The 25,809-nt window shown below is 71.0% G+C and carries 21 protein-coding genes; 5 read left to right on the top strand and 16 right to left on the bottom strand.

Annotated features, from left to right (window positions below):
* Nucleotides 1–136: 136 nt before the first annotated feature.
* The 7 genes from ACRQ4C_RS07690 to dusB form a co-directional block, all read right to left on the bottom strand.
* Nucleotides 137–1,843, bottom strand: coding sequence for an ABC transporter ATP-binding protein (locus ACRQ4C_RS07690; RefSeq protein ID WP_439690710.1), 1,707 nt, complete (start codon nt 1,841–1,843; stop codon nt 137–139).
* The gene (locus ACRQ4C_RS07685) at nt 1,840–2,835 is read right to left on the bottom strand and encodes an ABC transporter permease (protein WP_439690709.1); all 996 of its coding nucleotides are present in this window, start codon (nt 2,833–2,835) and stop codon (nt 1,840–1,842) included. Before ACRQ4C_RS07685 ends, ACRQ4C_RS07690 begins: the two co-directional genes overlap by 4 nt.
* A gap of 2 nt (nt 2,836–2,837) precedes the next feature.
* A complete protein-coding gene (locus tag ACRQ4C_RS07680) occupies nt 2,838–3,944 on the bottom strand; it encodes an ABC transporter permease (protein WP_439690708.1) in 1,107 nt (368 codons plus the stop codon).
* A gap of 70 nt (nt 3,945–4,014) precedes the next feature.
* A complete protein-coding gene (locus ACRQ4C_RS07675) occupies nt 4,015–5,631 on the bottom strand; it encodes an ABC transporter substrate-binding protein (RefSeq protein WP_290132024.1) in 1,617 nt (538 codons plus the stop codon).
* A 922-nt stretch (nt 5,632–6,553) separates the two neighbouring features.
* On the bottom strand, nt 6,554–8,491 hold the full coding sequence (gene dnaG / locus ACRQ4C_RS07670) for a DNA primase (protein WP_439690707.1): 1,938 nt from the start codon (nt 8,489–8,491) through the stop codon (nt 6,554–6,556).
* Between the two features lie 166 nt (nt 8,492–8,657).
* Nucleotides 8,658–9,947: a deoxyguanosinetriphosphate triphosphohydrolase gene (locus ACRQ4C_RS07665; RefSeq protein WP_439690706.1), complete on the bottom strand. Its 1,290-nt coding sequence runs from the start codon at nt 9,945–9,947 to the stop codon at nt 8,658–8,660.
* On the bottom strand, nt 9,944–11,098 hold the full coding sequence (dusB, locus tag ACRQ4C_RS07660) for a tRNA dihydrouridine synthase DusB (RefSeq protein ID WP_439690705.1): 1,155 nt from the start codon (nt 11,096–11,098) through the stop codon (nt 9,944–9,946). Before dusB ends, ACRQ4C_RS07665 begins: the two co-directional genes overlap by 4 nt.
* A 47-nt stretch (nt 11,099–11,145) precedes the next feature.
* On the opposite strand from dusB, the gene ACRQ4C_RS07655 reads away from it, so the two are divergent.
* On the top strand, nt 11,146–11,631 hold the full coding sequence (locus ACRQ4C_RS07655; RefSeq protein ID WP_439690704.1) for an aminoacyl-tRNA deacylase: 486 nt from the start codon (nt 11,146–11,148) through the stop codon (nt 11,629–11,631).
* Nucleotides 11,632–11,662: 31 nt separating this feature from the next.
* Here the strand turns inward: ACRQ4C_RS07655 and ACRQ4C_RS07650 are convergent, their stop codons facing one another.
* From ACRQ4C_RS07650 to ACRQ4C_RS07640, 3 genes are all read right to left on the bottom strand, one after another.
* Entirely contained in the window at nt 11,663–11,881 is a 219-nt protein-coding gene (locus tag ACRQ4C_RS07650) for a hypothetical protein (protein WP_439690703.1), read from the bottom strand.
* The gene (locus tag ACRQ4C_RS07645) at nt 11,878–12,612 is read right to left on the bottom strand and encodes a DsbA family oxidoreductase (protein ID WP_439690702.1); all 735 of its coding nucleotides are present in this window, start codon (nt 12,610–12,612) and stop codon (nt 11,878–11,880) included. The genes ACRQ4C_RS07650 and ACRQ4C_RS07645 overlap by 4 nt, the downstream gene beginning before the upstream one ends.
* A gap of 77 nt (nt 12,613–12,689) precedes the next feature.
* The gene (locus tag ACRQ4C_RS07640) at nt 12,690–14,075 is read right to left on the bottom strand and encodes a glycine--tRNA ligase (RefSeq protein ID WP_439690701.1); all 1,386 of its coding nucleotides are present in this window, start codon (nt 14,073–14,075) and stop codon (nt 12,690–12,692) included.
* 168 nt (nt 14,076–14,243) lie between these two features.
* Here ACRQ4C_RS07640 and ACRQ4C_RS07635 point away from each other — a divergent pair, with 168 nt between their 5' ends.
* The 3 genes from ACRQ4C_RS07635 to ACRQ4C_RS07625 are packed head-to-tail and all read left to right on the top strand — an operon-like array spanning nt 14,244 to nt 17,361.
* On the top strand, nt 14,244–14,609 hold the full coding sequence (locus ACRQ4C_RS07635) for a lactococcin 972 family bacteriocin (protein ID WP_439690700.1): 366 nt from the start codon (nt 14,244–14,246) through the stop codon (nt 14,607–14,609).
* A 53-nt stretch (nt 14,610–14,662) separates the two neighbouring features.
* Entirely contained in the window at nt 14,663–16,702 is a 2,040-nt protein-coding gene (locus ACRQ4C_RS07630; RefSeq protein ID WP_439690699.1) for a hypothetical protein, read from the top strand.
* Entirely contained in the window at nt 16,618–17,361 is a 744-nt protein-coding gene (locus tag ACRQ4C_RS07625) for an ABC transporter ATP-binding protein (RefSeq protein ID WP_439690698.1), read from the top strand. The genes ACRQ4C_RS07630 and ACRQ4C_RS07625 overlap by 85 nt, the downstream gene beginning before the upstream one ends.
* A 66-nt stretch (nt 17,362–17,427) precedes the next feature.
* Here the strand turns inward: ACRQ4C_RS07625 and ACRQ4C_RS07620 are convergent, their stop codons facing one another.
* Nucleotides 17,428–18,477 (bottom strand): aminotransferase class V-fold PLP-dependent enzyme, encoded by a 1,050-nt coding sequence (locus tag ACRQ4C_RS07620; protein ID WP_290132034.1) that lies wholly within the window; start codon nt 18,475–18,477, stop codon nt 17,428–17,430.
* 70 nt (nt 18,478–18,547) lie between these two features.
* Here ACRQ4C_RS07620 and ACRQ4C_RS07615 point away from each other — a divergent pair, with 70 nt between their 5' ends.
* On the top strand, nt 18,548–19,555 hold the full coding sequence (locus ACRQ4C_RS07615; RefSeq protein WP_439690697.1) for a LysR family transcriptional regulator: 1,008 nt from the start codon (nt 18,548–18,550) through the stop codon (nt 19,553–19,555).
* Between the two features lie 196 nt (nt 19,556–19,751).
* On the opposite strand, the gene ACRQ4C_RS07610 is transcribed toward ACRQ4C_RS07615, so the two are convergent.
* The 5 genes from ACRQ4C_RS07610 to ACRQ4C_RS07590 all read right to left on the bottom strand — a co-directional run bounded on the left by ACRQ4C_RS07610 (nt 19,752) and on the right by ACRQ4C_RS07590 (nt 25,797).
* Nucleotides 19,752–20,549 (bottom strand): isoprenyl transferase, encoded by a 798-nt coding sequence (locus tag ACRQ4C_RS07610; RefSeq protein WP_290132036.1) that lies wholly within the window; start codon nt 20,547–20,549, stop codon nt 19,752–19,754.
* On the bottom strand, nt 20,546–21,385 hold the full coding sequence (gene recO / locus ACRQ4C_RS07605) for a DNA repair protein RecO (RefSeq protein ID WP_290132037.1): 840 nt from the start codon (nt 21,383–21,385) through the stop codon (nt 20,546–20,548). Before recO ends, ACRQ4C_RS07610 begins: the two co-directional genes overlap by 4 nt.
* 122 nt (nt 21,386–21,507) lie before the next feature.
* Complete coding sequence (leuA, locus tag ACRQ4C_RS07600; protein ID WP_439690696.1) at nt 21,508–23,283, bottom strand: 2-isopropylmalate synthase; 1,776 nt, start codon at nt 23,281–23,283, stop codon at nt 21,508–21,510.
* A 361-nt stretch (nt 23,284–23,644) separates the two neighbouring features.
* Nucleotides 23,645–25,039 (bottom strand): ABC transporter permease, encoded by a 1,395-nt coding sequence (locus ACRQ4C_RS07595; RefSeq protein ID WP_439690695.1) that lies wholly within the window; start codon nt 25,037–25,039, stop codon nt 23,645–23,647.
* A 5-nt stretch (nt 25,040–25,044) separates the two neighbouring features.
* Nucleotides 25,045–25,797, bottom strand: coding sequence for an ABC transporter ATP-binding protein (locus tag ACRQ4C_RS07590; protein ID WP_290132040.1), 753 nt, complete (start codon nt 25,795–25,797; stop codon nt 25,045–25,047).
* Nucleotides 25,798–25,809: the final 12 nt, after the last annotated feature.

The raw sequence follows: 25,809 nt of genomic DNA, 5'->3' as shown, positions 1-25,809 counted from the left end.
CCACGCCGCCCCCTGGCGGCGGTCCGCGCGGCGACGTGGGAGACGTCGCCGCGTGTGCACAGCAGTGGAGGCGACCGCCTGGAGGCGCGACGCGCGTCGTCGACGCGGGTCGCGCCTCCAGGCTGGCCCGGTCGGGTCAGGACCCGACGTTCTCCAGTCGCTCCAGCGTACGCCGTCGCTCGGCCTGTTCGGCCGGGTCCGGCACCGGGAGCGACGCCAGGAGGCGCTGCGTGTAGGGGTGCTGCGGCGCGCCGAGGACCTGCGCGGTCGCGCCGGTCTCCACGAGGTCACCGCGGTACAGCACGGCGATCCGGTCGGAGAGCGCGCCGACCACGGCCAAGTCGTGGCTGATGAAGAGCGACGCGAACCCGAGGTCCTGCTGGAGCTCGAGGAACAGCTCGAGCACGCGTGCCTGCACCGACACGTCGAGCGCACTCGTCGGCTCGTCGGCGATGAGGAGCTTCGGCCGGAGCGCGAGCGACCGGGCGAGCGACGCGCGCTGACGCTGTCCGCCGGACAGCTCGTGTGGGTAGCGGTCGCCGTACGCCGCCGGCAGCTGCACCGCCTCGAGCAGTTCGTCGACGCGCTTCCGGGCCCCTCGCGGGCTGCGGACCTCGCCGTGCACGACGAGCGGCTCGGCGACGCACTCCGCGATCGTGAGCAGTGGGTTGAACGACGTCGCCGGGTCCTGGAACACGAACCCGATGTCCTTGCGGTGCCGCTTGAAGTCCCGCTCCCGGTAGCCGAGCATCTCGGTGCCGAGGACGTTCAGCGAGCCGCCCGTGACCCGGGTGAGCCCGGCGATCGCCCGACCGATGGTGGTCTTGCCCGAGCCGGACTCCCCCACCAGGCCGAGGACCTCGCCGGGGCGGATCGCGAGGTCGACGCCCTTGACCGCCTTGAACGCGTGCGACCCGAGCCGGCCGGGGTACTCGATCTCGAGTCCCTTCGCCGACACGAGCGGCTCGACGTCCTCCGAGATCGCGGCTCGGCGCGCCGTGCCCGTCGAGGCCTCGAGTCGGGGCACCGCAGCGAGCAGACGCTTCGTGTAGTCGGCCTGCGGGTTCGCGAAGAGCTCGCGGACCGGGGCCTCCTCGACGATCTCGCCCTGGTACATCACGGCGACGCGGTCGGCCAGGTCGGCCACCACGCCCATGTTGTGGGTGATGATGACGATCGCCGCGCCGAACTCGTCGCGGCAGCGCCGGAGGAGGTCGAGGATCTCCGCCTGCACGGTCACGTCGAGCGCGGTGGTCGGCTCGTCGGCGATGATGACGCTCGGCTCGAGGGCCAGCGCCGACGCGATCACGACGCGCTGCTTCTGCCCGCCGGAGAACTGGTGCGGGAAGTGGTCGACGCGCTCCTCCGGGTCGGGGATCCCGACGCGGCGGAGGTAGTCGATCGCCTTCGCCCGGGCGTCCTTCTTCGAGACCCCGCCGTGGGCGCGGAGTCCCTCGGCGATCTGCCACCCGACCGTGAAGACCGGGTTGAGCGCTGTGCTCGGTTCCTGGAAGACCATCGCGCCCGCGGTGCCACGGAGCTCACGGAGCTTCTGCGCGCCGACGCTCACCACGTCGGTGCCGTCGAGGTACACGGCCCCGCCGAGGGTCGCGGTCTCGGGCATGAGCCGGAGCATGCTCCGCGCGGTGACCGACTTGCCCGAGCCCGACTCGCCGACGAGGGCGAGGACCTCACCCGGCCGCACGTCGATGCTGACGCCCTTGACGGCGTCGACGGCACCGTTGTCGGTGGCGAAGGTCACGGTCAGGTCGTCGACGACGGCGACCGGCTCGGCGCGCGGTGCGCGGGCGTCGGCCGGGAGGCCCGTGGTTGCGTCCGTCATGCGGCCGCTCCTTCCGTGCTGGCCGCCTGCTTGCGCGACACGAGCTGCTTCAGCCGGCGGCGGGCGCGCAGACGGGGGTCGGAGATGTCGTTGAGGCTCTCACCGATGAAGGTCACGCCGAGCACGAGCACGACGATCGCGACACCGGGGAAGACACCCGTCCACCACACGCCCGACGCGACGTCGGACAGCGCGCGGCTGAGGTCGTAGCCCCACTCGGCGCCGGCGGTCGGGCCGATGCCGAACCCGAGGAAGCCGAGGCCCGCGAGCGTCAGGATCGCGTCGCTCGCGTTGAGGGTGAGGATGAGCGGGAGGCTCCGCGTGCTGTTGCGCAGGACGTGCCTGGTCATGATCCGCCACGGGTTGGTCCCCATGACGCGGGCCGATTCGACGAACGCCTCGTTCTTCAGGCGGACGGCCTCGGCGCGGACGACCCGGAAGTACTGCGGCACGTAGACCACCGTGATCGAGATCGCCGCGGCGATGATGCCGCCCGCGTAGCTCGAGTTCCCGCCGGAGACCACGATCGAGACGACGATCGCGAGGAGCAGCGACGGGAAGGCGTAGATCGCGTCCGCGACGACGACCAGGATCCGGTCGAGCCAGCCGCCGAGGTAGCCGGAGACCATGCCGAGGATCACACCGATCGTGATCGACACGATGACCGCGACGATGACGACGAGGACGGCCGTGCGAGCGCCGTAGACGACGCGGCTGAACACGTCGAACCCACCGACCGTGGTGCCCCAGATGTGCTCGGGGCTCGGCGCCGCCGTACGCGGGAAGCCCTGGCCGTCTGCACCCTGCAGCTGGCCGAAGCCGTACGGGGCGATGAGCGGCGCGGCGATCGCGACGATGAGGTACAGGGCGCAGATGACCACGCCGGTGATGAGCATGGCACGCTGCCAGCCGGTGCTCCTGCGGAGCTGGACGACCACGGGCAGGCGCTTCCACAGCGGCTCGTGGCGGTCGACGAGGGCGGTGTCGGCCATCGCTAGAACCTCACTCTCGGGTCGATGAGCGCGGCGACGACGTCGACGACGAAGTTCGTCACCGCGACGATCACCGCGAGCATCGCGACGATGCCCTGGACCGCGACGAAGTCGCGGGCCGACAGGTACTGGTTGAGCTCGAAGCCGAGCCCGCGCCACCCGAAGGTGGTCTCGGTCAGGACGGAACCACCGAGCAGCATGGCGATCTGGAGCCCCATCACCGTGATGATCGGCACGAGGGCGGGACGGAAGGCGTGCGTCCGGACGAGCCGTGCCTCCCGGACGCCGCGCGAGCGGGCCGCATCCACGTACTCGGAACCGAGCGAGCCGATCATGTTGGCGCGCACGAGGCGGAGGAAGATGCCGGCTGTGAGCAGACCGAGCGTCAGCGCGGGCAGGACGGCGTGCGCGAGCACGTCGCCGATGATCTGGGCGTTGCCGGTGCGGAGCGCGTCGACGATGTAGATGCCGCTCGCGCCGGGGATGTTGTCGAGCACGAGGCTGACCCGGGTCGACGCGCGGTCACCGAGCGGCAACCAACCGAGCCACACCGAGAACACGAGCTTGAGGAGCAGGCCGCCGAAGAACACCGGCGTCGCGTACGTCAGGATCGCGAGGGCACGGAACAGCACGTCCGGCCACTTGTCGCGGACGTACGCCGCGAGCATGCCGAGCGGGATGCCGAGGACGAGGGCGACGATGAGCGCGTAGAACACGAGCTCGGCCGTCGCGCCGCCGTACTGCAGGATGATCTCGGTGATCGGTCGGTGGTCCGTCGTCGTCTCGCCGAAGTCCAGCCGGACGATGTTGCCGAGGTACTCGAAGTACTGCACGAGGACCGGCCGGTCGTAGCCCGCCGCGTGCAGGCGTTCCTGCAGCTGGTCGGGCGTGAGGCGACCGCCGACGGACGCGGTGATCGGGTTCCCGATGACGCGCATCAGGAAGAACACGAGCGTCACGAGGATGAAGACGGTCGGGAAGATCAGGAGGAACCGGACGAGGACGTACCGGCCGAGTCCGCCGCCCTGCCCCTTGGCACGTCGCTGTGCCTGGGGCTTGGTGGGGTCGGTGGCCAGGTCCGAGCTCGCCTCCGGGGTGCTGAGGGTCACGGGTGGGTGCCTTTCGGGACGTGGTCAGGGGGCGCTCCGTCGTGGAGCGCCCCCTGGGGTCACATCGGTGTTACTTGGAGAGGGTCGCGTAGCGGAACTTGAACGAGGCGTCGAGGGTCAGGCCCTTGACGTCCTTGCCGGCGACGGCGATCGACTTGCCCTGCAGGAGCGGGAGGGTCGAGATCTGCTCGGCCTCGCGCTGCTGCGCCTGCTCGATGAGGTCGGCGCGCTTCGACGCGTCGGACTCCGCCTGCTCCTCGGAGATGAGCTTCTGGATCGTCGGGTCGTCGTAGTGGTTCTGCACGAAGTTGTCCTTCGTGAAGAACGGCGACAGGTAGTTGTCCGCGTCCGAGAAGTCCGGGAACCAACCGAGCTGGTACACCGGGTAGGCGTCCTTCGTGCGGTCGACCGCGTAGGTCGTGTAGACCGTCGACTGGATGTTCACGGTGAACAGGCCCGAGTTCTCGAGCTGCGTCTTGAGCTCGGCGTACTCGTCGTCCGAGGTCGAACCGTAGTGGTCCGGCGCGTACTGGATGTCGAGCTGCACCTTGCCGGTGACACCGGCGTCGGACAGCGTCTTCTTCGCCTTGTCCACGTCCGCGCCGCCGTCGCCGTCGCCGTAGAGCGTCTTGAACGGCGTCGCCGCACCGGTCAGGCCGTCCGGGACCATCGAGTAGACGGGCGAGTACGTGTTGTTGTACACGTCCTTCGCGAGCTTCTCGCGGTCCACGACGTCCGCGACCGCCTGGCGCACCGCGAGTGCCTTCGCCTCGTCGGCGTCGGACTGGCCGGTGCCGAACGGCTGCGTCTTGAAGTTGAAGACGAGGTAGCGGAGCTCGCCACCGGGGCCGTCGGTGACCTTGACGTCCTTGTCCTTGCGCAGGTCGGCGATGTCGGTCGGCGTGAGCGAGCGGTACGCCACGTCGACGTCGCCCTGCTGCACGGCGAGCTTGAGGTCGGTCTCCTTGGTGTAGTAGCTGGCGGTGACCTCGTCGGTCTTCGCCTTGCCGAGGAGGCCGTCGTACTCCTTGTTCGCCTTGTACTGGATCGTGTCGTTCTCCTTGTACGAGGTGATCTCGTACTGCCCGGCGAACGCCTTGCCCTTGACGATGTCGGCCGCGGGGGTGAGCTTGTCGGCCGAGAAGACCTGCTCGTCGACGATCGGACCGGCGGGGCTCGAGAGCACCTGCGGCCAGGTCTGGTCGGCGTGGTCGAGGTTGAACACGACGGTGGTGTCGTCCGGGGTGTCGATGCTCTTGAGGTTCGCGAGCAGCGACTGCGGGCCGTTCTCGTTGTTGATCTTGAGCTCGCGGTCGAACGAGAACTTCACGTCGCTCGACGTGAGGTCGTGCCCGTTCGCGAACTTCAGGCCCTTCTTGAGCGTCACCGTGTACGTGGTGTCGTTCGTGAACTCGCCCTTGGTCGCGATGTCCGGCTTGACGTCCGGGCTGCCGACGGGGGTGTTCATCAGGAACGGGAACACCTGGTTCTGCACGGCGAAGGAGCCGTTGTCGTAGGAGCCGGCCGGGTCGAGCGACGTGATCTTGTCGGTCGTACCGATCGTCATGCCGTTCAGGTCGGTGGACGACACGCTGCCGCTCGCGCAGCCGGTGAGCACCAGCGCCGTCGCTGCTGCCCCGGCGCCGAGCGCGATGCCGCGCTTGCCCCACTTGGTGACGGATGCCATGTCCGTGTACCTCTCTGGTGATGATTGCAGGAGTCCTGGCCGGCGGGTGGAACGACTGTGTGCCCGGTCAGGAACGCTCATTGGTACCACCCTGTCACGGAACCGAACGAACCGAGGGCGATTTGTTTACACCGCTGTAATGCAGGACCGCGTCGCGTGGCGCATCATCTCGCCGGTTCTGAGCGGCGTGTCGCGCAGGATTGTTGCGTCGTGCAACAGTGGCTGGTGGCCGGGCGTGTCGGGCCGGTCGGGGGGGGTCATGACTCCCCGCTCAGCTTCGCCGGTCGGTCACGACCTGTCGCTCCGGGCGCGCGTGACCGACCGATCGTGACCACTCGACGTCGAGCGGGCGGGGATTCGTGACCCTGGGCAGGCGCGCGTGGTCGCAGGACGTGCCGCACGCGTGCTGCGCTGGTCGCGCAACGTGCAGTTCGCGCCCGCCGGGGCCGACACTTCCTGCGACCGACCGCACCCCGCCGGGAGGCACGGCTCGCCTCCGCCTCGCACGTCTCGACGCGCCCGTCTCGGCACGGCTGGGCGCGGCACGGCTGGGCGCGCCCGAGCAGTTGGTCGCGCGACATGCCGCGTGCGTGCCGCGCTGGTCGCGCACCACGCCGCGCACGCACACCGTGGCCGACACTTCCTGCGACCGACTGCGCCCGGCCGGGAGGCACGGCTCGCCTCCGCCCCGCCGGGTCCGTCGGGTCCTTCCGCCCCGCCGGGTCCGTCGGGTCCGGCGGGTCCGTCGGGTCCGTCGGGTCCGTCGGGTCCGGCGCGCTCGGCGTCCGCGTCGTGCGCCCGGCGGAGCGCGGAGCGCGGAGCGCGGAGCGCCGTGCGCCCGGCGGAGCGCCGTGCGCTCGGCGTCCGCGCCGTGCGCCCGGCGGAGCGCAGTCCGCCCGGCGGAGCGCAGTGCGGGTTCGCGTCAGCGCTGGCCGGCCGCGGCCGCAGCGGCCTCGGAGTCGGCGCGCAACCGCATCCGCTGCGCGTCGATGTCGACGAGCTGCCGCTGGATCTCCGCACGACGGTCGGCCTGCTCGTGCGGGTCCGCCCGCTGCAACTGCCCGAGCAACGACGCCTTGCGCGCGAGGAGGTCCCGCTCGACCAGGGCCACGACGATGCTCCGGCAGTAGAGGGCGAGGTCTTCGTCGGTGCGGGCCGGGATCGGTGACAGTGCGAGCTCCTGCACGAGGCCACGGAGCGGCGCCGGCACATCGGAGATCAAGCGGTCGAGCCAGTCACCCGCTCCGATCGCGTCCACGTTCGCCACGACGGCGTCCCGTACGACGGCGAGCATCGGCGCCGAGAAGGTCGCGGCGGCTGCGAGGCCGAGCAACGGCGCACCGACGTGCCCCGGCTGCTGCACCATCGCCATCACCGCGTCGCGTTCCATGCGGGTGATCGGGTCGTTCGGGAGGGACCGGAGACCCGCCACGGGCTCGTCGACGGGCGCGACCAGCTCGCCGCCGGGGCCCGCCTGCGCGACCGGCACCGTGCCTCCAGTCCGGTCGTCCTGTGCGCCGCGCGCACGCTGCCGCGCGTTCTCGACGGCACGACGGACCTCCGGGATGTCGAGGCCGAGCCAGCCGGCGAGCTCCCGGACGTAGCCCTGGGTCAGCGAACGGTCGCGGATCGTCGCGAGCACCGGGGCCGCGGCACGCAGCGCGCCGACCCGTCCCTCCACGGTCTCGAGGTCGTGCCCGTCGAGCGTGCGCCGGATCATGAACTCGAACATCGGCCGCTTGTTCGTGACGAGGCGTCGGATCGCGTCGTCGCCGCGCGCGAGCCGGAGGTCGCACGGGTCGAGCCCCTCCGGCGCGACCGCGACGAAGGTCTGCGCGGCGAACCGCTGCTCCTCCGCGAACGCCCGCGAGGCGGCACGCTGACCGGCGTCGTCCGGGTCGAAGGTGAACACGACCTCGCCGTTGGCGTTCGGGTCCGCGCCGCTCACGTCGCCGAGCATCGGCCGCAGCACCTTGATGTGGTCGACGCCGAACGAGGTCCCGCACGTCGCCACCGCGGTCGTCACGCCGGCGAGGTGGCACGCCATGACGTCGGTGTACCCCTCGACGATGACGACCTGCTTCTGCTTCGAGATGTCCCGCCGGGCGAGGTCGATCCCGTAGAGCACCTGGCTCTTGTGGTAGATCGGCGTCTCGGGGGTGTTGAGGTACTTCGGGCCCTTGTCGTCGTCGAGCAGCCGCCGCGCACCGAAGCCGATCGTGGCCCCGGTGACGTCGCGGATCGGCCACATGAGCCGACCACGGAAGCGGTCGTACGGCGAACGGTCACCCTGGCTGACGAGTCCGGCGCTCGTGAGTTCCTCGAGCGTGAAGCCGCGCCCCCGCAGGTGGTCCTTCAGCGCGTCGTACGACTTCGGCGCGAAGCCGACGCCGAAGTGCTGCGCCGCACCCGGGTCGAAGCCGCGCTCACCGAGGAAGCGTCGCGCGGGGTCGGCGGCGCCGGTGGTGAGCTGCGACGTGAAGAACTCGAGCGCGGCTTCGTTCGCGGCGATGAGTCGTGCACGCGTGTTGTAGTCGGTGCGCGGCCCCTCGCCCTCTTCGTAGTGGAGGGTGTACCCGATCTTCGCGGCCATGCGCTCGACGGCCTCGGCGAAGGTGGTGTGGTCCTGCGCCATGATGAAGCTGAAGACGTCGCCGTCCTCGCCGCAGCCGAAGCAGTGGTAGCGCCCGACCTGCGGTCGGACGTGGAACGACGGCGACCGCTCGTCGTGGAACGGGCAGAGGCCCTTCATCGAACCGACGCCCGCGTGCTTCAGCGTGACGTAGTCGCCGACGACGTCCGCGATGTTGACACGCGAGCGGACCTCGTCGATGTCGTTCCGCGCGATCCTGCCAGCCACCCCTCGATCCTAGTTCGTGCGACCGACCCCCGCTGGCCGTCAGTCGGCCTGTGGACGGCGCTCCGGCCTGGAGGCACGGTGCAGGACCGTCAGCCCGTCCAGCGGGCAGGGACGCCCGTCGGGCGCGGTGCGCTCCCCGCGACCCACGCGCCCGTCCCGTCGCGCGTCACACCGCGATGTGCGTGCGCTCCTGCTCCCCCACGACGAGCCGCCGGTGCCACGCGAGCGCACCCTGGTCGGTCAGGCTCGCGACCTGGTCGACCACGGCCCGCAGTCGTCCGGAGTCGTCGGACGCTGCACGCCAGTCGGCCGCGAAGCCCGGTTCGAGGTCCGCGCTGCCGGTGGCCGCGAGGGCGTCGAGCAACTCGGTGAGGACCCGACGCTGCTCCTCGTACACGGGCTGCCGGTCGCCGTGCGTCATCACGAACGCCGCGACGATGCCCTTGAGCACCGCGATCTCGCCGATGATCTCCGGCGGCGTGACCACCGAGGCGGCGAAGCGCACGAGCGACCCCGACGCGTAGGACTCCCGCGTCGCCGCCGTCGCTGTCCGCGCGAACCGTCCGATGAGCTGCGAGGTGAGGTTCTTCAGCCGGGCGAGGTCGCGCCGGGAGCCGTCGTACGACGTCATCCACAGTGGCAGCGACCGGAGCCGGTCGAACGCCTCGAGCAGTTCCTCGCGGCTGAGGTCGTCCCCGACCCAGGCGTGCATGGCGGTGACGATGTCGTTCTCCCCCACGCGGTCGCCGAGGGCCGCGACGTCGATGAAGCCCGCCACGACGGCGTCCTCGAAGTCGTGCACCGAGTACGCGATGTCGTCGGAGAGGTCCATGACCTGCGCCTCGATGCACCGCTGTCGGCGGGGAGCACCGGCACGCAGCCACTCGAACGCCGCGTGGTCGTCGTCGTAGAAGCCGAACTTCGTGCGACCGGAGGACGCCTCCGACACTCCCTGCGACGCCGGCCACGGGTACTTGCAGCTCGCATCGAGCGATGCCCGCGTGAGGTTCAACCCGTACGCGCGGTCGTCGTCCGGCCCGGAGCCGTACACCTTGGGCTCGAGGCGGGTGAGGAGTCGCAGGGTCTGCGCGTTCCCCTCGAACCCGCCGATGCCCGCGGCCCAGGCGTTCACGGCCGTCTCGCCGTTGTGCCCGAACGGCGGGTGGCCGATGTCGTGCGCGAGGCAGGCGGTGTCCACGACGTCGGGGTCGAGCCCGAGCGAGTCCGCGAGCTCACGGCCGACCTGGGCGACCTCGAGCGAGTGCGTCAGGCGGTTGCGGGCGAAGTCGAGCCCCGTCGTGGGGCTGAGCACCTGGGTCTTCGCGGCGAGGCGTCGGAGCGCGCTGGAGTGCAGCAGTCGGGCGCGGTCGCGGGCGAAATCGGACCGGCGGTTCGAGTGCTGCTCGGGGAGCCAGCGCTCGGCGTCGGCCGGACCGTACGAGGCGGTGGCGCTCATCCGCCGCTGTGGTGCAGCTCGGCGGCGGCGAGCACCTTGCGGAACTCGGCGTCGACGTCGCGTGACTCGAGCCAGCGGTCGGGCAGGGCGGTCCGCTTCGGGTGACCCGCACGACCGCGGGGCCCCTCGACGTCGGCACCCGGGTACGGTGCCGACCAGTCGAGCTGTCCGAGGAGGTCGTCGATCTCCTGCAGGCTCGACGCCATCGAGAGCGCCGACCGGACGTCGCCGCCGATCGGGTACCCCTTGAAGTACCAGGACACGTGCTTCCGGGCGTCGCGGCACCCGTGGTCCTCGGACCCGAAGAACTCGACGAGGAGCTCGGCGTGCCGCCGGAACGCGACCGCGACCTCGCCCAGGGTCGGCATCGCGCGGACGTCCTCGCCGCGGAACGCCGCCGCGAGGTCACCGAACAGCCACGGACGCCCCAGGCACCCGCGCCCGACGACGACGCCGTCGCAGCCGGTCTCCTCGACCATCCGCAGTGCGTCGGCAGCGGACCAGATGTCGCCGTTCCCGAGCACCGGGATGTCGGTGATCGTCTCCTTGAGGGTGGCGATCGCGGACCAGTCGGCGTGGCCGGAGTAGTGCTCGTTCGCCGTGCGGGCGTGCAGCGAGATCGCGGCGACGCCGGCGTCCCGGGCGATGCGGGCGGCGTCGAGGTAGGTGAGGTGGTCGGCGTCGATCCCCTTGCGCATCTTCACCGTGACCGGGACGTCACCTGCCGCGCGGACGGTCTTCTCGACGAGGTCCTTGAAGAGGTCGAGCTTCCACGGCAGCGCTGCCCCGCCGCCCTTGCGGGTGACCTTCGGGACCGGGCAACCGAAGTTGAGGTCGATGTGGTCGGCGCGGTCCTCGCCCACGAGGAGCGTCGCGGCCTCGGCCACGGTGTTCGGTTCGACGCCGTAGAGCTGGATCGAACGCGGGGTCTCGGACTCGTGGTGCTGGATGAGCTGCATCGACACCGGGGTCCGCTCGACGAGCGCCCGCGACGTGATCATCTCGCAGACGTACAGGCCGGCGCCGTACTCACGGCACAGTCGGCGGTACGCCATGTTCGTGATGCCCGCCATCGGCGCGAGCACGACCGGCGCCTCGACCTCGATCGGGCCGATGCGCAAACCCTTCGGAGGCGCTTGTGTGATCGTCATACGCTGCTCATTCTCCCACGTCGGTGCGCGCCGGTAGCGTTCTCCACATGACCGACACCGCGATCGCCCGCTTCGACGCCGACGCCACCGCCCGTGGGCTCCGTGTGGACGTCGTCGAACGGCCCGCCGCGAACTCCCTCGAGGAAGCCGCGGACCTGCTCGGCATCGAACCCGGCGACATCGTCAAGACGCTCGTGGTGAAGCGCCACGACGGTGGCTTCTTGCTGGTGCTCGTCCCCGGCGGCCGCAGCATCGCGTGGAAGAAGCTCCGCACCGTCGTCGGCGTGAACAAGCTCTCGATGCCCGACGCCGCGACCGCCCTCGAGGTCTCCGGCTACGAACGCGGGACGATCACGCCCATCGGAGCGACCGGCGAGCTGCCGGTCTACGGCGACGAGCGCATCCTCGGGCGTCGGGTCGCGCTCGGCGCCGGGCGGCACGGGGCGAGCGCCTTCGTCGACGCCGACGAGCTCGTCGCGGCGTACACCGCCACGGTCGCCGACATCACCGACGAGGAGCCCGCCCGCGCCTGACGCTCTGCAGCTGACGGTCAGCAGCCGACGATCAGTCCGGGACCTCGGCCCAGACGCCTTCCGCGCCGGGGACGAAGCAGGTGTCGCCCTCGCAGACCGGTGCACCGCCGGGCGTGACGAGCGTGAACAGGCCGGGGCGGGCCTCCAGGTCGATCACCGTCAACGCACCCGTGAGTGCGTCCGGCACCGAGACCGGCGGCGCGGCCTGGAGGCGCGGCTCGACGGCACCGGTCGGCCGCAGGGCCGTCATCGGGTCGCCTCGGCGTCCGCGTGAGCGTCGTCCGCGGCGCGCTGCGCCGCCTCCGCGACTTCCTCGGGCGTCGTCTCGCGCAGCTGCACGACCTGCTGTAGGACCTGTGCGAAGGCGGCGGGGTCCTGCGCCCCGGAGACGCCGTACTTGCCGTCGATGACGAAGAACGGGACGCCGTTGATCCCGAACGCCTGCGCCTGCGCCTGGTCGGCGCGGACGGCGGCGAGCTGGGTGTCGTCACGGAGGGTCGTGAGCACCTCGTCGCGGTCGAGACCGACCTCGGCGGCGAGTTCGGCGAGCGACTCGTCCTGCCCGACGTGCTCGCCGCGCTCGAAGTAGGCGGTGAACAGGCGCTCGACCATGTCGAGCTGCTTGCCGTGCTCCTTGGCGAGGTGGATGACCTGGTGCGCCTTCACCGTGTTCGTGTGGTGCATCGCCTCGAAGTCGTACGCGAGCCCGACCGAGTTCGCGATGCCGGTCACGTGGTCGAGCATCTGCTGCGCCTGCTCGACCGGCATGCCCTTGTGGCCGGAGAGGAACTCGGCCTCGGTTCCCTCGAAGTCGACGGGGGTGTCGGGGCTGAGCTCGAAGGAGTGGTACTCGACCTCGACCGGACGGGCGTCACCCGACGCGGCGAACGCGGCCACGCCGGACTCGAACTTCCGCTTGCCGATGTAGCACCAGGGGCACGCGATGTCGGACCAGACATCGACCTTCACTGAATCGTTCACCCCGACGACAACGCGGCCGCGCACCGGGCATTCCCGGGGCGCGGCCGCGTGTGTCGGCCAGGTCAGTCGGCCGGGTGCTACGCGCCGAGCAGCCGTGCCGCGAGGTATCCCTGCAGCTGGTCGAGCGAGACGCGCTCCTGGCCCATCGTGTCGCGCTCGCGCACCGTCACGGCCTTGTCGTCGAGCGTGTCGAAGTCGACCGTGATGCAGAACGGCGTGCCGATCTCATCGTGGCGGCGGTAGCGACGGCCGATGGCACCGGCGTCGTCGAATTCGACGTTCCAGTGCTTCCGCAGGTCGTCGGCGAGCCCGCGGGCGACCGGCGAGAGCTGCTCGTTGCGCGACAGCGGCAGCACCGCGGCCTTGACCGGGGCCAGGCGCGGGTCGAGCCGCAGGACCGTGCGCTTGTCGACGCCGCCCTTCGCGTTCGGAGCTTCGTCCTCGTGGTAGGCGTCGATGAGGAACGCCATGAGCGCACGCGTGAGACCGAAGGACGGCTCGATGACGTACGGCACGTACTTCTCGTTCGCCGCCTGGTCGAAGTAGCGGAGGTCCTTGCCGGAGGCCTCGATGTGGTTCTTGAGGTCGAAGTCGGTGCGGTTCGCGACACCCATGAGCTCGCCCCACTCGGAGCCCTGGAACCCGAAGCGGTACTCGATGTCGGCGGTCGCGTCGGAGTAGTGCGCCCGCTCGCCGTCCGGCACGTCGAAGCGGCGCAGGTTCTCCGGGTCGATGCCGAGGTCAGTGTAGAACGCCACGGAGTCCGCGATCCACTGCTCGTAGTGGATCTCGGCGTCGGCCGGCGGGACGAAGTACTCGATCTCCATCTGCTCGAACTCGCGCGTGCGGAAGATGAAGTTGCCGGGCGTGATCTCGTTGCGGAACGCCTTGCCGACCTGCCCGATGCCGAACGGCGGCTTCTGCCGGCTCGTCGTGACGACCTGGGCGAAGTCGACGAAGATGCCCTGCGCGGTCTCGGGGCGGAGGAAGTTCAGCCCTTCCTCGGACTCGACCGGGCCGAGGTAGGTCTTGAGCATGCCGGAGAACTCGCGCGGCTCGGTCCACTCGCCACGGGTGCCGCAGTTCGGGCAGGCGATCTCGGCCATGCCGCCCTCGGGCTTCCGGCCCTTCTTCGACGCGAAGGCCTCGAGCAGGTGGTCCTCACGGAAGCGGTGGTGGCAGTGCAGGCACTCCACGAGCGGGTCGGTGAAGGTCGCGACGTGACCGGAGGCCTCCCACACCTTGCGGGGCAGGATCACGGCGGAGTCGAGGCCGACCATGTCGCCGCGGCCGCGCACGAACCGCTGCCACCACTGGCGCTTGATGTTCTCCTTGAGCTCGACGCCGAGGGGCCCGTAGTCCCACGCGGAGCGGGAACCGCCGTAGATCTCCCCCGACTGGAAGACGAAGCCACGGCCCTTGGCCAGGGCGATGACGCTGTCGAGACGGGAGGACTGTGCCAAGAGGGACTCCATGGTTCGCCGGACTGGGTGCCCGGTGCGGGAAGGTACCGGCCAAGCGTACCGGGACCCGACCACCGGGCAAGTAACGGCCCGTAGACTTGATGTTCTACATCTTCCATGCCAGTCTGCTCCTGCTCCGAACGGGGCGGAGATGGAGGAACGATGCAGGTGAACTGGAAGACCGTCGCAGCCGCGATCATCGTCGTCGGGGCGGTGGTCGGGCCGGCAACAGCTGCGGCCGCGAACGGCACGAACCTGTTCGACGCGGACAGCGGAGCGGCAGAGGCGACTCTCGAGACGCAGTCCGTCTCGAGCGGTGGCGGTAGGGCCGCAGACGGCTCGCACTGGGTCTGGGGAGCGGGCGGCATCGGCGGCAAGACGTTCTCGCACTACTTCCGCGAGCGCTCCTGTCACGGGGCCACGGCTGTCGGCAAGCGAACGCATCGGGTGACGAGAGTCCCGGGGGGCAAGTGGGCCAAGGCGGCCGTCCCGTCGGCCGCCAGCGGGAACAAGGCCTACTACCACACCTGCTGACCGAGGTGCTGGGCCGACCGCGGTCGGCCCAGCACGCGAACCGAAGGAACTGCGTGAACCGGTTGACCCGCTACGGGATCGTCGTCGTGGCGATCGTGCCCGTCCTCTTGGCCGCGGTGGCCTACCTCGCTGTCGAGCGCCAGTCGTACGTCGGCGCTTCGACGGTCCTCAAGATCACTGAGAACGCGGGCGCGGTGAGCGCCGAGGAAGTGTTCGCGGCAGTCTCGGACGTTGCTGAGCGACGCCGGTTCGACGTTGCTCGCGAGGTGGTCGATCTGCGATCACCGGAGACGAAGCGACACCTGTTCCTCGCCCTCGGACAACGGGACGGGCCGCGCGCCGGGTGGCTCGAAGACGGCTACCCGGACCTGACCGAGCTCGTCTCGACGGCCGTCGCGCCCCTGTCCGCCATCGGCCCGACGGATCCACGCGGCTACTACTACGTGTTCGGCACGATCGACCAAGCACGGGCGCTCGAACTTCGGCTGGGCGATCTCGGCCTGACGGGGACACTCCTTCCTCACCCCTCGGCGATCACCGACCTGTTCGTGCTGCTCCCCGCACCGACCGCGGCACTGTTGGGCGCCACCGCTCTGGGCATCGTCGCCCTCGGCTCCGCAGGCGCAGTGTCGCGTCACCGCGAACGAGCCGTCGTGCGACTGCACGGCGGAGGCGTCGGTTCAGTTCTTGCTCGAGATCTCCGCGGAGCGCGTCCATGGCTCCTGTCCTTCCCGGCGGCCTGGGTCGGCGTCGGGCTCCCGTACGCAGCGAGTGGCTCGCCACAAGCAGAAGTGCTGATCCCGATGGCTGGGGTGTTCACCGTGGTCGCGGTCGCTCTGCTCGTCATCGGGCACGTCGGCACGACGTTCCTCGGCTGCTCGGAGACGATCGTCACCTCGCTGTCCAACCGCCGGCCGCCGCGGTGGAGCGCTCGAGCCATCGGTGCGGTCCGGCTGCCAGCGCTGATCCTCGTGGCGTCATCGCTGAGCGTGGCGGTCGCAGCCAGTGCACAACTCCATGGCTTCCGGACGTCCGAGCTGACGCGGGAGGCCGCCGGCAGCGCGGTCACGGTGGGCATCAGCGGGAGTCTGGGCGAATCCGAACTCCGTGACGGGCCCGGGTCGGTCTGGGAACGGTTCGGCTCCTGGGCCCAGCGTGCCGAACGCGGGGGCGAGCTGGTCTTGACCGCCGCGTTCGGCCTCCGTGAGCTCGGGTCCTGGTCCGGACCGGACGTCCCCGTCGTCTTCGTGAACGACCGGTACCTGCAGGAACAGGGCATCAACGGCGTCAGGGCTCCGGCCGAGGGGGTCCGCTTCGTGGTCCCGGAACGGTCGCCCCTGCGGGAGTCGGAGGTGGGTCCCGCCCTCATCGACGGAGCCGCGTTGAAGCTCAGGGTCGGCCAGGCGGAGACGAGCATCGAACGAGCATCGATGCCACGTCGACTCTTCACCTACGCGACCCCCGGGAGGGTCGCGCCGACCTGGGTCGATGATCCCGTCCTCGTCGTCGTCTCCTCAGCGGTCCTGCAGCGCGCTGAGAACCGCGTCGACTTGGCATCCTGGATCTCGACGGGCGACATCGTGATCGCCGATGACCGGTGGGCGAGAGCGTCGATCGAAGCGGACGAGCTGACGACAGCGGTGCTCTCGGTCCAGCTCGTCGCTCAGGCCGCAGCGGACGCGGAACGTCGGCTCGCGGAAGAGGCAGCGATCGGTTGGAGCGCTGCGATCACCGCGCTCGTGATCGCAGCGCTGGTCGCCGCGACGAGTGTGACCGCGCGGGTGCAGCGGGACCGGCGGCGGGTGTCCGTCCAGCACGCGCACGGCTGGTCGTTCCTCCGAAGTCGACGCGGGGCCGTCCTCGTCGAGAGCACCCTCGTCGGGTTCGTCGGCCTGGTCGCTTGGTACGAGCGGGCATCGCTCGCGCCCGACGTCGAAGGGCTGAATCTCGAACTCGACCCGGTCGTCGCCCACGCCACCACTGCCTTCCTCGTCACCGTCGCCTGCGCATGCGCACTCGGCGGAGCGGCGATCGCATCAGAGTGGCTCGCACACCGCCGGATCACCGCAACCATCAGGGAGGAACTCTCATGAGTCATCCAGATCGCTCACCGGCGGTGCGTATCCGCAACGTCACGGCACGCCGTGCTGGCCGCGTGCTCTGGTCCGGTCTCGATCACGACGCCCAGGCAGGGACCATGACCGCGATCGTCGGTCCCAGCGGCTGTGGGAAGTCGACCCTGCTCCAATGCGTCGGACAGCTCGGTGTGGTCGACGACGGCCAGATCGACGTGCTGGGAACGCCCACGGCCAGCGCTCCCCCGCGGGTTCGGCGACGTCTCCGGCGAGACGTCATCGGCTACCTCTTCCAGGACGGCGGACTCGTCGAGGACACGACGCTGTTGGACAACCTCGAACTCGTGTCCCCGGACCGACGGTCCCGCCGTGTGCGAGCGCCCCGGATCCCGCGAGCGCTGGACGCTGTCGGGCTCGGCGGCCGAGAGCGTGATCTGGTCCACACGCTCAGCGGGGGTGAACGCCAGCGCGTGGCGATCGCTCGGGTCCTCGTCAAGCGCCCGCTCGTGGTCCTCGCGGACGAGCCGACTGCGTCACTCGACCCGGTGAACGAACAGTGCGTCCTCGATCTGCTCCGCGAGCTCGCCGACGAGGGCGCGACGGTGCTCCTCGCGACGCACTCGGGTGCCGCGGCAGGAGCCTGCGATCGTGTCCTCGATCTCGGTGCAGCATCATGAGGAGCCGCATCGACCACGGATCTGCCGTCGGCGGACGGGAAGCGCGGCACCTGTGGACAGGTCGTCTCACCCCACAGGTCTGAAGCCGGGCAGTCCCCCGAGCACGTCGACGACGCGCGTCACGTCCTCGTCGTCGTTCCAGAGGTGGAACGCCAGGCGGAGCCGCCCCGCCCGCCCACTCGCGGTCACCCCCGCGTCCGTCAGCGCCCACAGCGCCGCACCGGCCGGGTCCGGGAACGTCGTGATCGCCTGACCGCTCCGAGGCGATCCGAGCGCGTCCGCGAGCCGGTCCGTGAGTCCGGTGGCGTGCCTCCAGGCCGAGGCCGCGTCGACGGACGCGAGGTGCCGCAGTGCGGCGACCGCCCCGGGCCAGGCCTGCCATGCCGGCGACACGTCGAACCGGCGCGCGTCGTCGGCGAGCTGCATCGTCGGGCCGTAGCAGGACGACCACACGTCCGCGCCCGCGTACCAGCCGGCCTGCACCGGGCGGAGCCGCTCGAGCGCTGCGTCGGAGAAGGTGGCGAACGCGACGCCGCGCGGCGCGCAGAGCCACTTGTAGGCGTGCGTGACCGTGACGTCGAACGGTGCTGCGGACACCGGGAGCACCCCGGCGGCCTGCGTCAGGTCGCACAGCGTCAGCGCCCCGGCGGCACGGGCTGCGGCGAGCACCGGTTCCGGGTCCGTGACGGCGCCGCTCGAGGACTGCACCGCGGACCACGCGACCATGGCGGTCCCGGGGCCGACCGCGTCGGCGAGCCGGTCGATGGGCACGCTCCGGACGCGGACACCGCGGTGCGCCTGTGCGTGGAACGGGAAGACGACCGAGCTGAAGTCGCCGTCGGGGACGACGACCTCGGCGCCGTCGGGCAGCGCGGCCGCGGCGACCGCGACCATCGCGGAGGTCTGGGAACCCGTGGCGACCCGCGCGGGGTCGACCCCCACGATGCGGGCGAAGAGCGCGCGGCCCTCCTCGACGAGGGCGCCGTACGCCACCGGGGACGACGCAGCGCGCTCCCACTCGTCGAGGTCCGCGCGCATGGCCGCGAGCGTCCCGAGCGTCGGGAGTCCTGCGGTGCAGGCGGCGAGGTAGCCGGAGCCGTCGACGAAGGAGTCCATGCCTCCACGGTGGCGTCGGACTCTCCATCACACCAGGGCAGCTTCGTTCGATCCCCCATAACATGGCATTGTGGAAGGTCTCGATCCCCAGCTCCTGCGTGTCCTCCGCACCGTCCGCGACACGGGCTCGATCAGCCGCGCCGCGGCAGCCCTCGGGTACAGCCAGCCCGCCGTCAGTCAGCTCCTCGCACGGGCTGAGCGGCGGCTCGGGCACGACCTCGTACTGCGCGGGGCACGGGGCGTAACGCTGACGGAGTCCGGTCGGGTCCTCGCCGAGCACGCCCTCTCGGTCGAGGCTGCCCTGGCCGCCGCTCGCGAGGACCTCGAGGCCGTCGGAGGGCTCGCCCGCGGGCGGGTGCGGATCGCCGGGTTCCCGAGTGCGTCGTCGACGCTCGTGCCGCCGGTGCTCGCGACGCTGGCCGCCGACAGCCCCGGCGTCGTCACGTCCTACGTCGAGGCCGAGCCGCCCGAGGCCCTCGACCTCCTCCGCCGCGGCGAGGTCGACGTCGCGATCACGTTCTCGCACGCGCCGCAGGACGACGACGTGCTCGCCGATCCGACGTTCACGGCGCAGGTCCTCGGCCGGGACCCGCTCGCGCTCGTGACCCCGGCGAGCGCGACGAGTTCGACGAGCGCGACGAGTTCGACGAGCGCGACGAGTACGGCGAGCGCGGCGAGCGCGGCGAGCGTTGTCTCCGCGGCGACCGTCGACGAGCGCGGCGACGACGTGGTCGCCGACCTCGCGGCGCAACGGGACGCGCGCTGGATCGGGGGCTGCCCCCGCTGCCGCGGACACCTGCTGGCGTCGTGCGCGGCGTCGGGCTTCACCCCCGAGATCGTGCTCGAGACGGACAACGCGGCGGCCGTGGTCGGTCTGGTCGCGGCCGGCTTGGGCGTCGCGCTCCTCCCGCGGCTCGCGCTCACGACGACGATCGTGCCACCGGGTGTGACGGTGACGCCGGCGCGCGACGAGCTCGCCCGCCGGGTGGAGGTGGTCGTCGCCCGGGGCGCCGAACGCGTACCGAGCGTCGGCGCCGCGCTGACGGCGGTCGGCGCGGCGGCGCACCTGCTCGGCTGACCGGCGAGGCTCCGGGTGTTGGTCGCACGACGTACCGCGCGCCGGTCGCCGTGGTCGCACGACATGCCGTCGGAGTCCGAGCGAGGCGACACCTCTCGCGACCAACCCGAACCGCGAGCCGCGGCGCGGCGGCGCACCTGCTCGGCTGCCTGGCGTCGGACGGGAGGCGCGGGTCGGCGCCGCCACGGGCCTCCCGTCAGGCGGTGGGCGCGTCCACGGCACCGCCGTACCGTCGGTCGCGGCGCGCGTACTCCTCGATCGCTCCCCACAGGTCGGTGCGGCGGAAGTCCGGCCAGAGCCGATCGAGGAAGACCATCTCGGCGTACGCCGACTGCCAGAGCATGAAGTTCGACGTCCGCTGCTCGCCCGAGCTCCGGAGGAAGAGGTCGACGTCCGGCAGGTCGGGCACGTAGAGGCGCTTCGCGAGGGCCTTCTCGGTCACCTGGCTCGGCTTGAGGCGCCCGGCGGCGACGTCCTCGGCCATGCCCCGGACCGCGTCGACGATCTCGTTGCGACCGCCGTAGTTGACGCACATCGTCAGCGTGCACACGTCGTTGTGGGCGGTCATCCGCTCTGCCGTCTGCAACTCGTCGACGACACTGCGCCAGAGCCTCGGCGCGCGACCGGCCCAGCGGATGCGCACACCCCAGGCGTTCAGCTGGTCGCGGCGTCGGTGCAGGACCTCGCGGTTGAAGCCCATGAGGAAGCGGACCTCCTCCGGGGAGCGCTTCCAGTTCTCGGTCGAGAAGGCGTACGCCGACACGTGCTTGACGCCGATCTGCACGGCGCCGGCGACGACGTCGAGCAGCGAGGCCTCGCCGGCCTTGTGCCCCTCGACCCGGGTCAGCCCGCGCTGGTTCGCCCACCGGCCGTTGCCGTCCATGACGATCGCCACGTGCTGCGGCACGAACCGCGCCGGGATCGCGGGCGGCTGCTCCCCCGTCCAGTCCACGGGTCGGAGCGGCTCGGACTCGGCGTACCGGCGTGGGCTCATGCAGGGGTTCCTTCGGCGTCGGCGGGGGTCGGGGTGGGCACCGCGGGGGTCGGGGTGGCCGCCACGGCTGCCGGGACCCCACCCGGGGTCGGCGCGACCGGGGCCGGGTGCTCGGTGCGGTCGACGTGCGGCAACGACCGGAGCGATCGTTCCAGGTGCCACTGGGCGTACGCCGCGACCACGCCGGACGCCCGCGAACGGGTGCGCTCGTCTGCGGCGTCGACCGTGGCCCAGTCGCCCGCGAGCAGGGACCCGAGCAGTCCGAGCGTCACCGGGTCGAGCCGGGGCGTCCCGGGCGGCGCCGCGTGGTCCGCGACGACCCCGCCGAGCTGCACGACGAACGCCGAGTGCGGCCCCGGCTCCCCCGTGACCGCGCAGTCGCCGAACGAGGGCGCCCACCCCGCGATGCTCATCGCCCGGAGCAGGTAGGAGTCGAGCGTCGCCGTCGCCGCGTGCTCCCCGCGTGCGAGGGAACGGAGGGCTCCGACGAGCAGGAGGTACTGCTGGAGTCCGGCGTCGGCCTCGCTCAGCCGGTCGGCGGTCTCGACCATCGCGCTCGCGGCGGTGTACGCACCGTAGTCGGCGACGATCTGGGCACCGTACGAGCCGAGCGACTCCGCCTGCGTCACGATGTCGAGGGACCGGCCCTCGTAGAACTGCGCGTCGACGACCATGAAGGGTTCGAGGCGGCTGCCGAACTTCGACGCGGTCCTGCGGACGCCCTTCGCGACCGCGCGGATCTTGCCGTGTTGGCGGCTGAGCATCGTGACGATGCGGTCGGCTTCACCGAGCTTGTGGGTGCGCAACACGACGCACTCGTCCCGGTACAGCGGCATTGCTCCAGTATCCCCCTCGCCACCGACGGCGCGGTGCAGAACGCACGAGAGGCGCGGTGCAGAACGCACGGGAGGCGCGGTGCGGGACGGACCCGTACCGCGCCTCTCGGCGGTGGACGCGACTACGCGGAGACCATCTCCGGCGACGGCGTGCCGGACGCGGCCCCGGCACGGACCGCGCGGTTCACCGCGCTGACGATCGCCTTGAGCGACGCGGTGGCGATGTCCGCGTCGATGCCGACGCCCCACAACCGCGTGCCGTCGACGTCGAGTTCGACGTAGGAGGCGGCCTGCGCGTCACCGGAGGCGCTCATCGTGTGCTCCGAGTAGTCGTAGAGCGTCACGTCGATGCCCTGCCCCTCGAGGACCTGCAGGAAGGCGTCGATCGGACCGGTGCCAACGGCCTCGGCGGTGACGGTTCCCTCGTCGACGCGCATCGCGACCGAGAGCTTCGTCGTGCCGTCGAAGTCCGAAGCGGTCGCCGTCTTCGTGATCTCGTAGCGGCCCCACTTGTCCGACTCGTCGTCGGCGGGCAGGTACTCGTCGCGGAACAGGTCCCAGATGCGCTCCGACGAGAACTCGCCGCCCTCGGAGTCGGTGCGCTGCTGCACGACGCCCGAGAACTCGATCTGCAGCTTGCGGGGCAGGTCGAGCGCGTGGTCGGTCTTCAGCAGGTACGCGACGCCGCCCTTGCCGGACTGCGAGTTCACGCGGATCACGGCCTCGTAGGAGCGGCCGATGTCCTTCGGGTCGACGGGCAGGTACGGCACCGCCCACGCGATCTCGTCGATCGACTTCCCCCCGGCGTCGGCCTTGGCCCGCATGGCGTCGAAGCCCTTGTTGATGGCGTCCTGGTGCGAGCCGCTGAACGCCGTGTAGACGAGGTCGCCGGCCCACGGCTGCCGCTCGGGCACCGGCAGCTGGTTGCAGTACTCGACCGTGCGCTTGACCTGGTCGATGTCGCTGAAGTCGATCTCGGGGTCGATGCCCTGCGTGAACAGGTTCATGCCGAGCGCGACGAGGTCGACGTTGCCGGTGCGCTCCCCGTTGCCGAACAGGCACCCCTCGATGCGATCGGCTCCGGCCATGTAGCCGAGCTCGGCGGCCGCGACTGCGGTGCCGCGGTCGTTGTGCGGGTGCAGCGAGAGGATGACGTCCTCGCGGTGGGCCAGGTTGCGGGACATCCACTCGATCGAGTCGGCGTAGACGTTCGGCGTCGCCATCTCGACCGTGGCGGGCAGGTTGATGATCACCTTGCGCTCGGGCGTCGGACGGAAGACCTCGAGCACCGCGTTGCAGATCCGCACCGCGACCTCGAGCTCGGTGCCCGTGTAGGACTCGGGCGAGTACTCGTAGAACACCTGCGTGTCGTGCTGCAGGTTCGCCTCGGCCGCCTTGCAGAGCTCGGCACCGTGGACCGCGATGTCGACGACGCCCTGGACGTCGGTCCGGAAGACGACCTCGCGCTGCACGATCGACGTCGAGTTGTACAGGTGGACGATGGCCTGCTTCGCACCGTCGATCGCCTCGTAGGTGCGGTTGATGAGGTGCTCGCGCGCCTGCGTCAGGACCTGGATCGTGACGTCGTCGGGGATGGCGCCCTCGTCGATGAGGGAGCGGACGAAGTCGAAGTCGGTCTGCGAGGCGCTTGGGAACCCGACCTCGATCTCCTTGTAGCCCATCCGGACCAGCAGGTCGAACATCGCCCGCTTGCGCTCGGAGTCCATCGGGTCGATGAGGGCCTGGTTGCCGTCGCGGAGGTCCACCGCGCACCACCGGGGCGCTCGGTCGATCCGCTTCGTCGGCCAGGTGCGGTCGGGCAGCTCGACGCGGATCTGTTCGTGGAACGGGACGTACTTGTGGATCGGCATCCCGGAGGGCCGCTGCGTGTTCTGCATCGTTTCGTCGCTTTCGTCGTCAGGTGTGGGTCAGGCCACGACGGACTCCGCGACGAGGTGGGCCGTTGTGTCAGGCCTCGTCGCGGCAGCGAAGGAGGAGGAGTGCCGAGTACATCGGGACCACCGTAGCACTGGTGTACCAGGCGTGTGCAAGCGGCCTGGAGGCGCGGGGCGGGTCCGCACCGCGCCTCCAGGCCGGGACGTGGTCACCCGACCGGGCGGCGACGCGCACGGTCGAGCGACCGCCAGCGCCCCCCGTCGGCGGCGACCCGCACGGTCAGTCGACCGCCAGCGCCCTCGCCGGCGGCGACCCGCACGGTCAGTCGACCGCCAGCGCCCTCGCCGGCGGCGACCCGCACGGTCAGTCGACCGCCAGCGCCTCCGTCGGCGGCACGCGCATCGCGCGCCGCACCGGCGCGATCGTCGCGACGACCGCGAGGACCAACGTACCGACGACCACGATGCCGACCGTCATGGGTGGCAGCACGGGCGTGACGACGGTGCCGAGCGTGCCGAGCAGCGTCTGCCCGCCGACCCACCCGTACACGGTGCCGAGCACGAGCCCCGTCACCACGGCCGCGACGACCATCTGCACCGCCTCGGTGACGATCATCCGACGGACCTGCGCGCCGGTGAGGCCGAGGACACGGAGCAGGCCGAGCTCGCGACGACGCTGCAGCACGCCGAGGGCGAGGGCGTTCACGACACCGACCGCGGCGATCACGGCGGAGAACCCGACGATCACGCTGACCACGCCGTTGAGCTGGGCGAAGAAGTCGCGCTGCGCTTCGACCATCGCGGGTGTCATGCCGTCCTGCCCGGAGGTGACGGTCTCGAGGGTGTGCTGCATGATGCCGAGCGCGACCGCGAAGGTCACGAGCAGTGTCACGCCGATGACGAGCCCGATCGTGGCACGTGAGGACCGACCCGGCGCACGCATCGCGTTGCGTCCGGCGAGCAGGACCACCGGGTCCTTCGCGCCGATCCGACCGATCAGCTGGAGCACGGGCGGCATGACGATCGTCGCACCGATGGCCACCCCCGCGAACGACACGAAGCCGCCGAGTGCGGCCGGCAGCACCGCGATGGGTGACGCCGCGCTGGCAGCGAGGCCGATGGCCATCAGACCGCCGCCGAGGACCATGAGCACGACCGCCCACACGCTGCGGGCACGACCCGACCGGACGACGTCGTGGCTCGGCTCGACGCTCGACGACAGGGCCTCGAGCGGCGTGACCGTGAGGACCCGTCGCGACCCCACCGCGAAGGCACCCCACGTGGCGAGGACGACCGCCACGATCGGCAGCACGAGCTCCCACGGGACGAGCGTGTACGCGGTGTCCGGGAGGAACCCGTTGCCCCGCAGCACCATGACGAAGACCGCGCTCAGGCCGGTGCCGACGACGGCACCGAGCAGCCCTCCAACGACGCCGACGACGAGCCCCGCCCGGGTGATCCGGGACCGCAGCGTGGCGCCGGTCGCGCCGACCAGTCGCTGCAGGGCGATCACACGCGTCTGCCCTGCGATGAGCGTCGCGCACGTGTTCGCCGTGACGATGGCGCCGACGTACAGCGCGATGCCGAGGAACAACCACCCGATCACCGACAGGATCGCCTTCACGGTGGCGATGCCGTCGAGTCCGGTGGTCGCGAGTGCCGCGGACACGATGCCCGGCGCGATCACCAGGGCGGAGCCGAACGTCGTGCCGAGTGCCGCGACGAGGATCGTCGGGCGGAACTCCCGCAGGGAGGTCATGGTGTTCACGCTGCCGCCTCCATCCCGAGCATCGTCGCGGAGATCTCGGCGGCGTCCATCGCGGGACGGTCGCCCACGATGCGTCCGTCGGCGAGGAACAGGATCCGGTCAGCGTTCGCGGCGGCGACCGGGTCGTGCGTGACCATGACGACGCTCTGTCCCCACTCGTCGACGGCGCCGCGCAGGATGCCGAGCACGTCCCGCCCCGTCCGCGAGTCGAGCGCGCCGGTCGGTTCGTCGGCGACGACGACGGCCGGCCGCGAGGCGAGTGCGCGGGCGATCGCGACGCGCTGCTGCTGACCGCCGGAGAGCTGGTGCGGCCGGTGCGTCAGCCGGTTGCCCAGCCCGAGCATGTCGACGAGCCGGTCGATCCACGCGTTCTCCTCGCGCGACGTCCGGTGTCCGCCGAGCAGGAACGGCAACCGGATGTTCTCGCCGACGTCGAGGGTGGGCACGAGGTTGAAGGACTGGAACACGAACCCGAGACGACGGCGTCGGAGTTCGGTGAGGTCGCGGTCGCCGAGGCCGGTGATGTCCACCCCGTCGATCTGGATCCGGCCGCTCGAGACCGCGTCGAGGCCGGCGGCGACGTGCATGAGCGTCGACTTCCCCGACCCGGACGGCCCCATCACCGCGGTGAACTCCCCCGAGCCGATGTCGACGCTGACGTCGTCGAGCGCCGTCACCCGGCGCGCGGCGTCGCCGTAGTGCTTGGACACGTGGTCGAGGCGGATGATCGGAGCGTGGCTGCTGGTCATGACTCCACGATG

Source organism: Curtobacterium sp. SP.BCp (assembly GCF_051903255.1).
GTDB lineage: Bacteria > Actinomycetota > Actinomycetes > Actinomycetales > Microbacteriaceae > Curtobacterium.
Note: the sequence above shows the minus strand (reverse complement) of the source record. Positions and strands in the feature narration are given on the sequence as shown.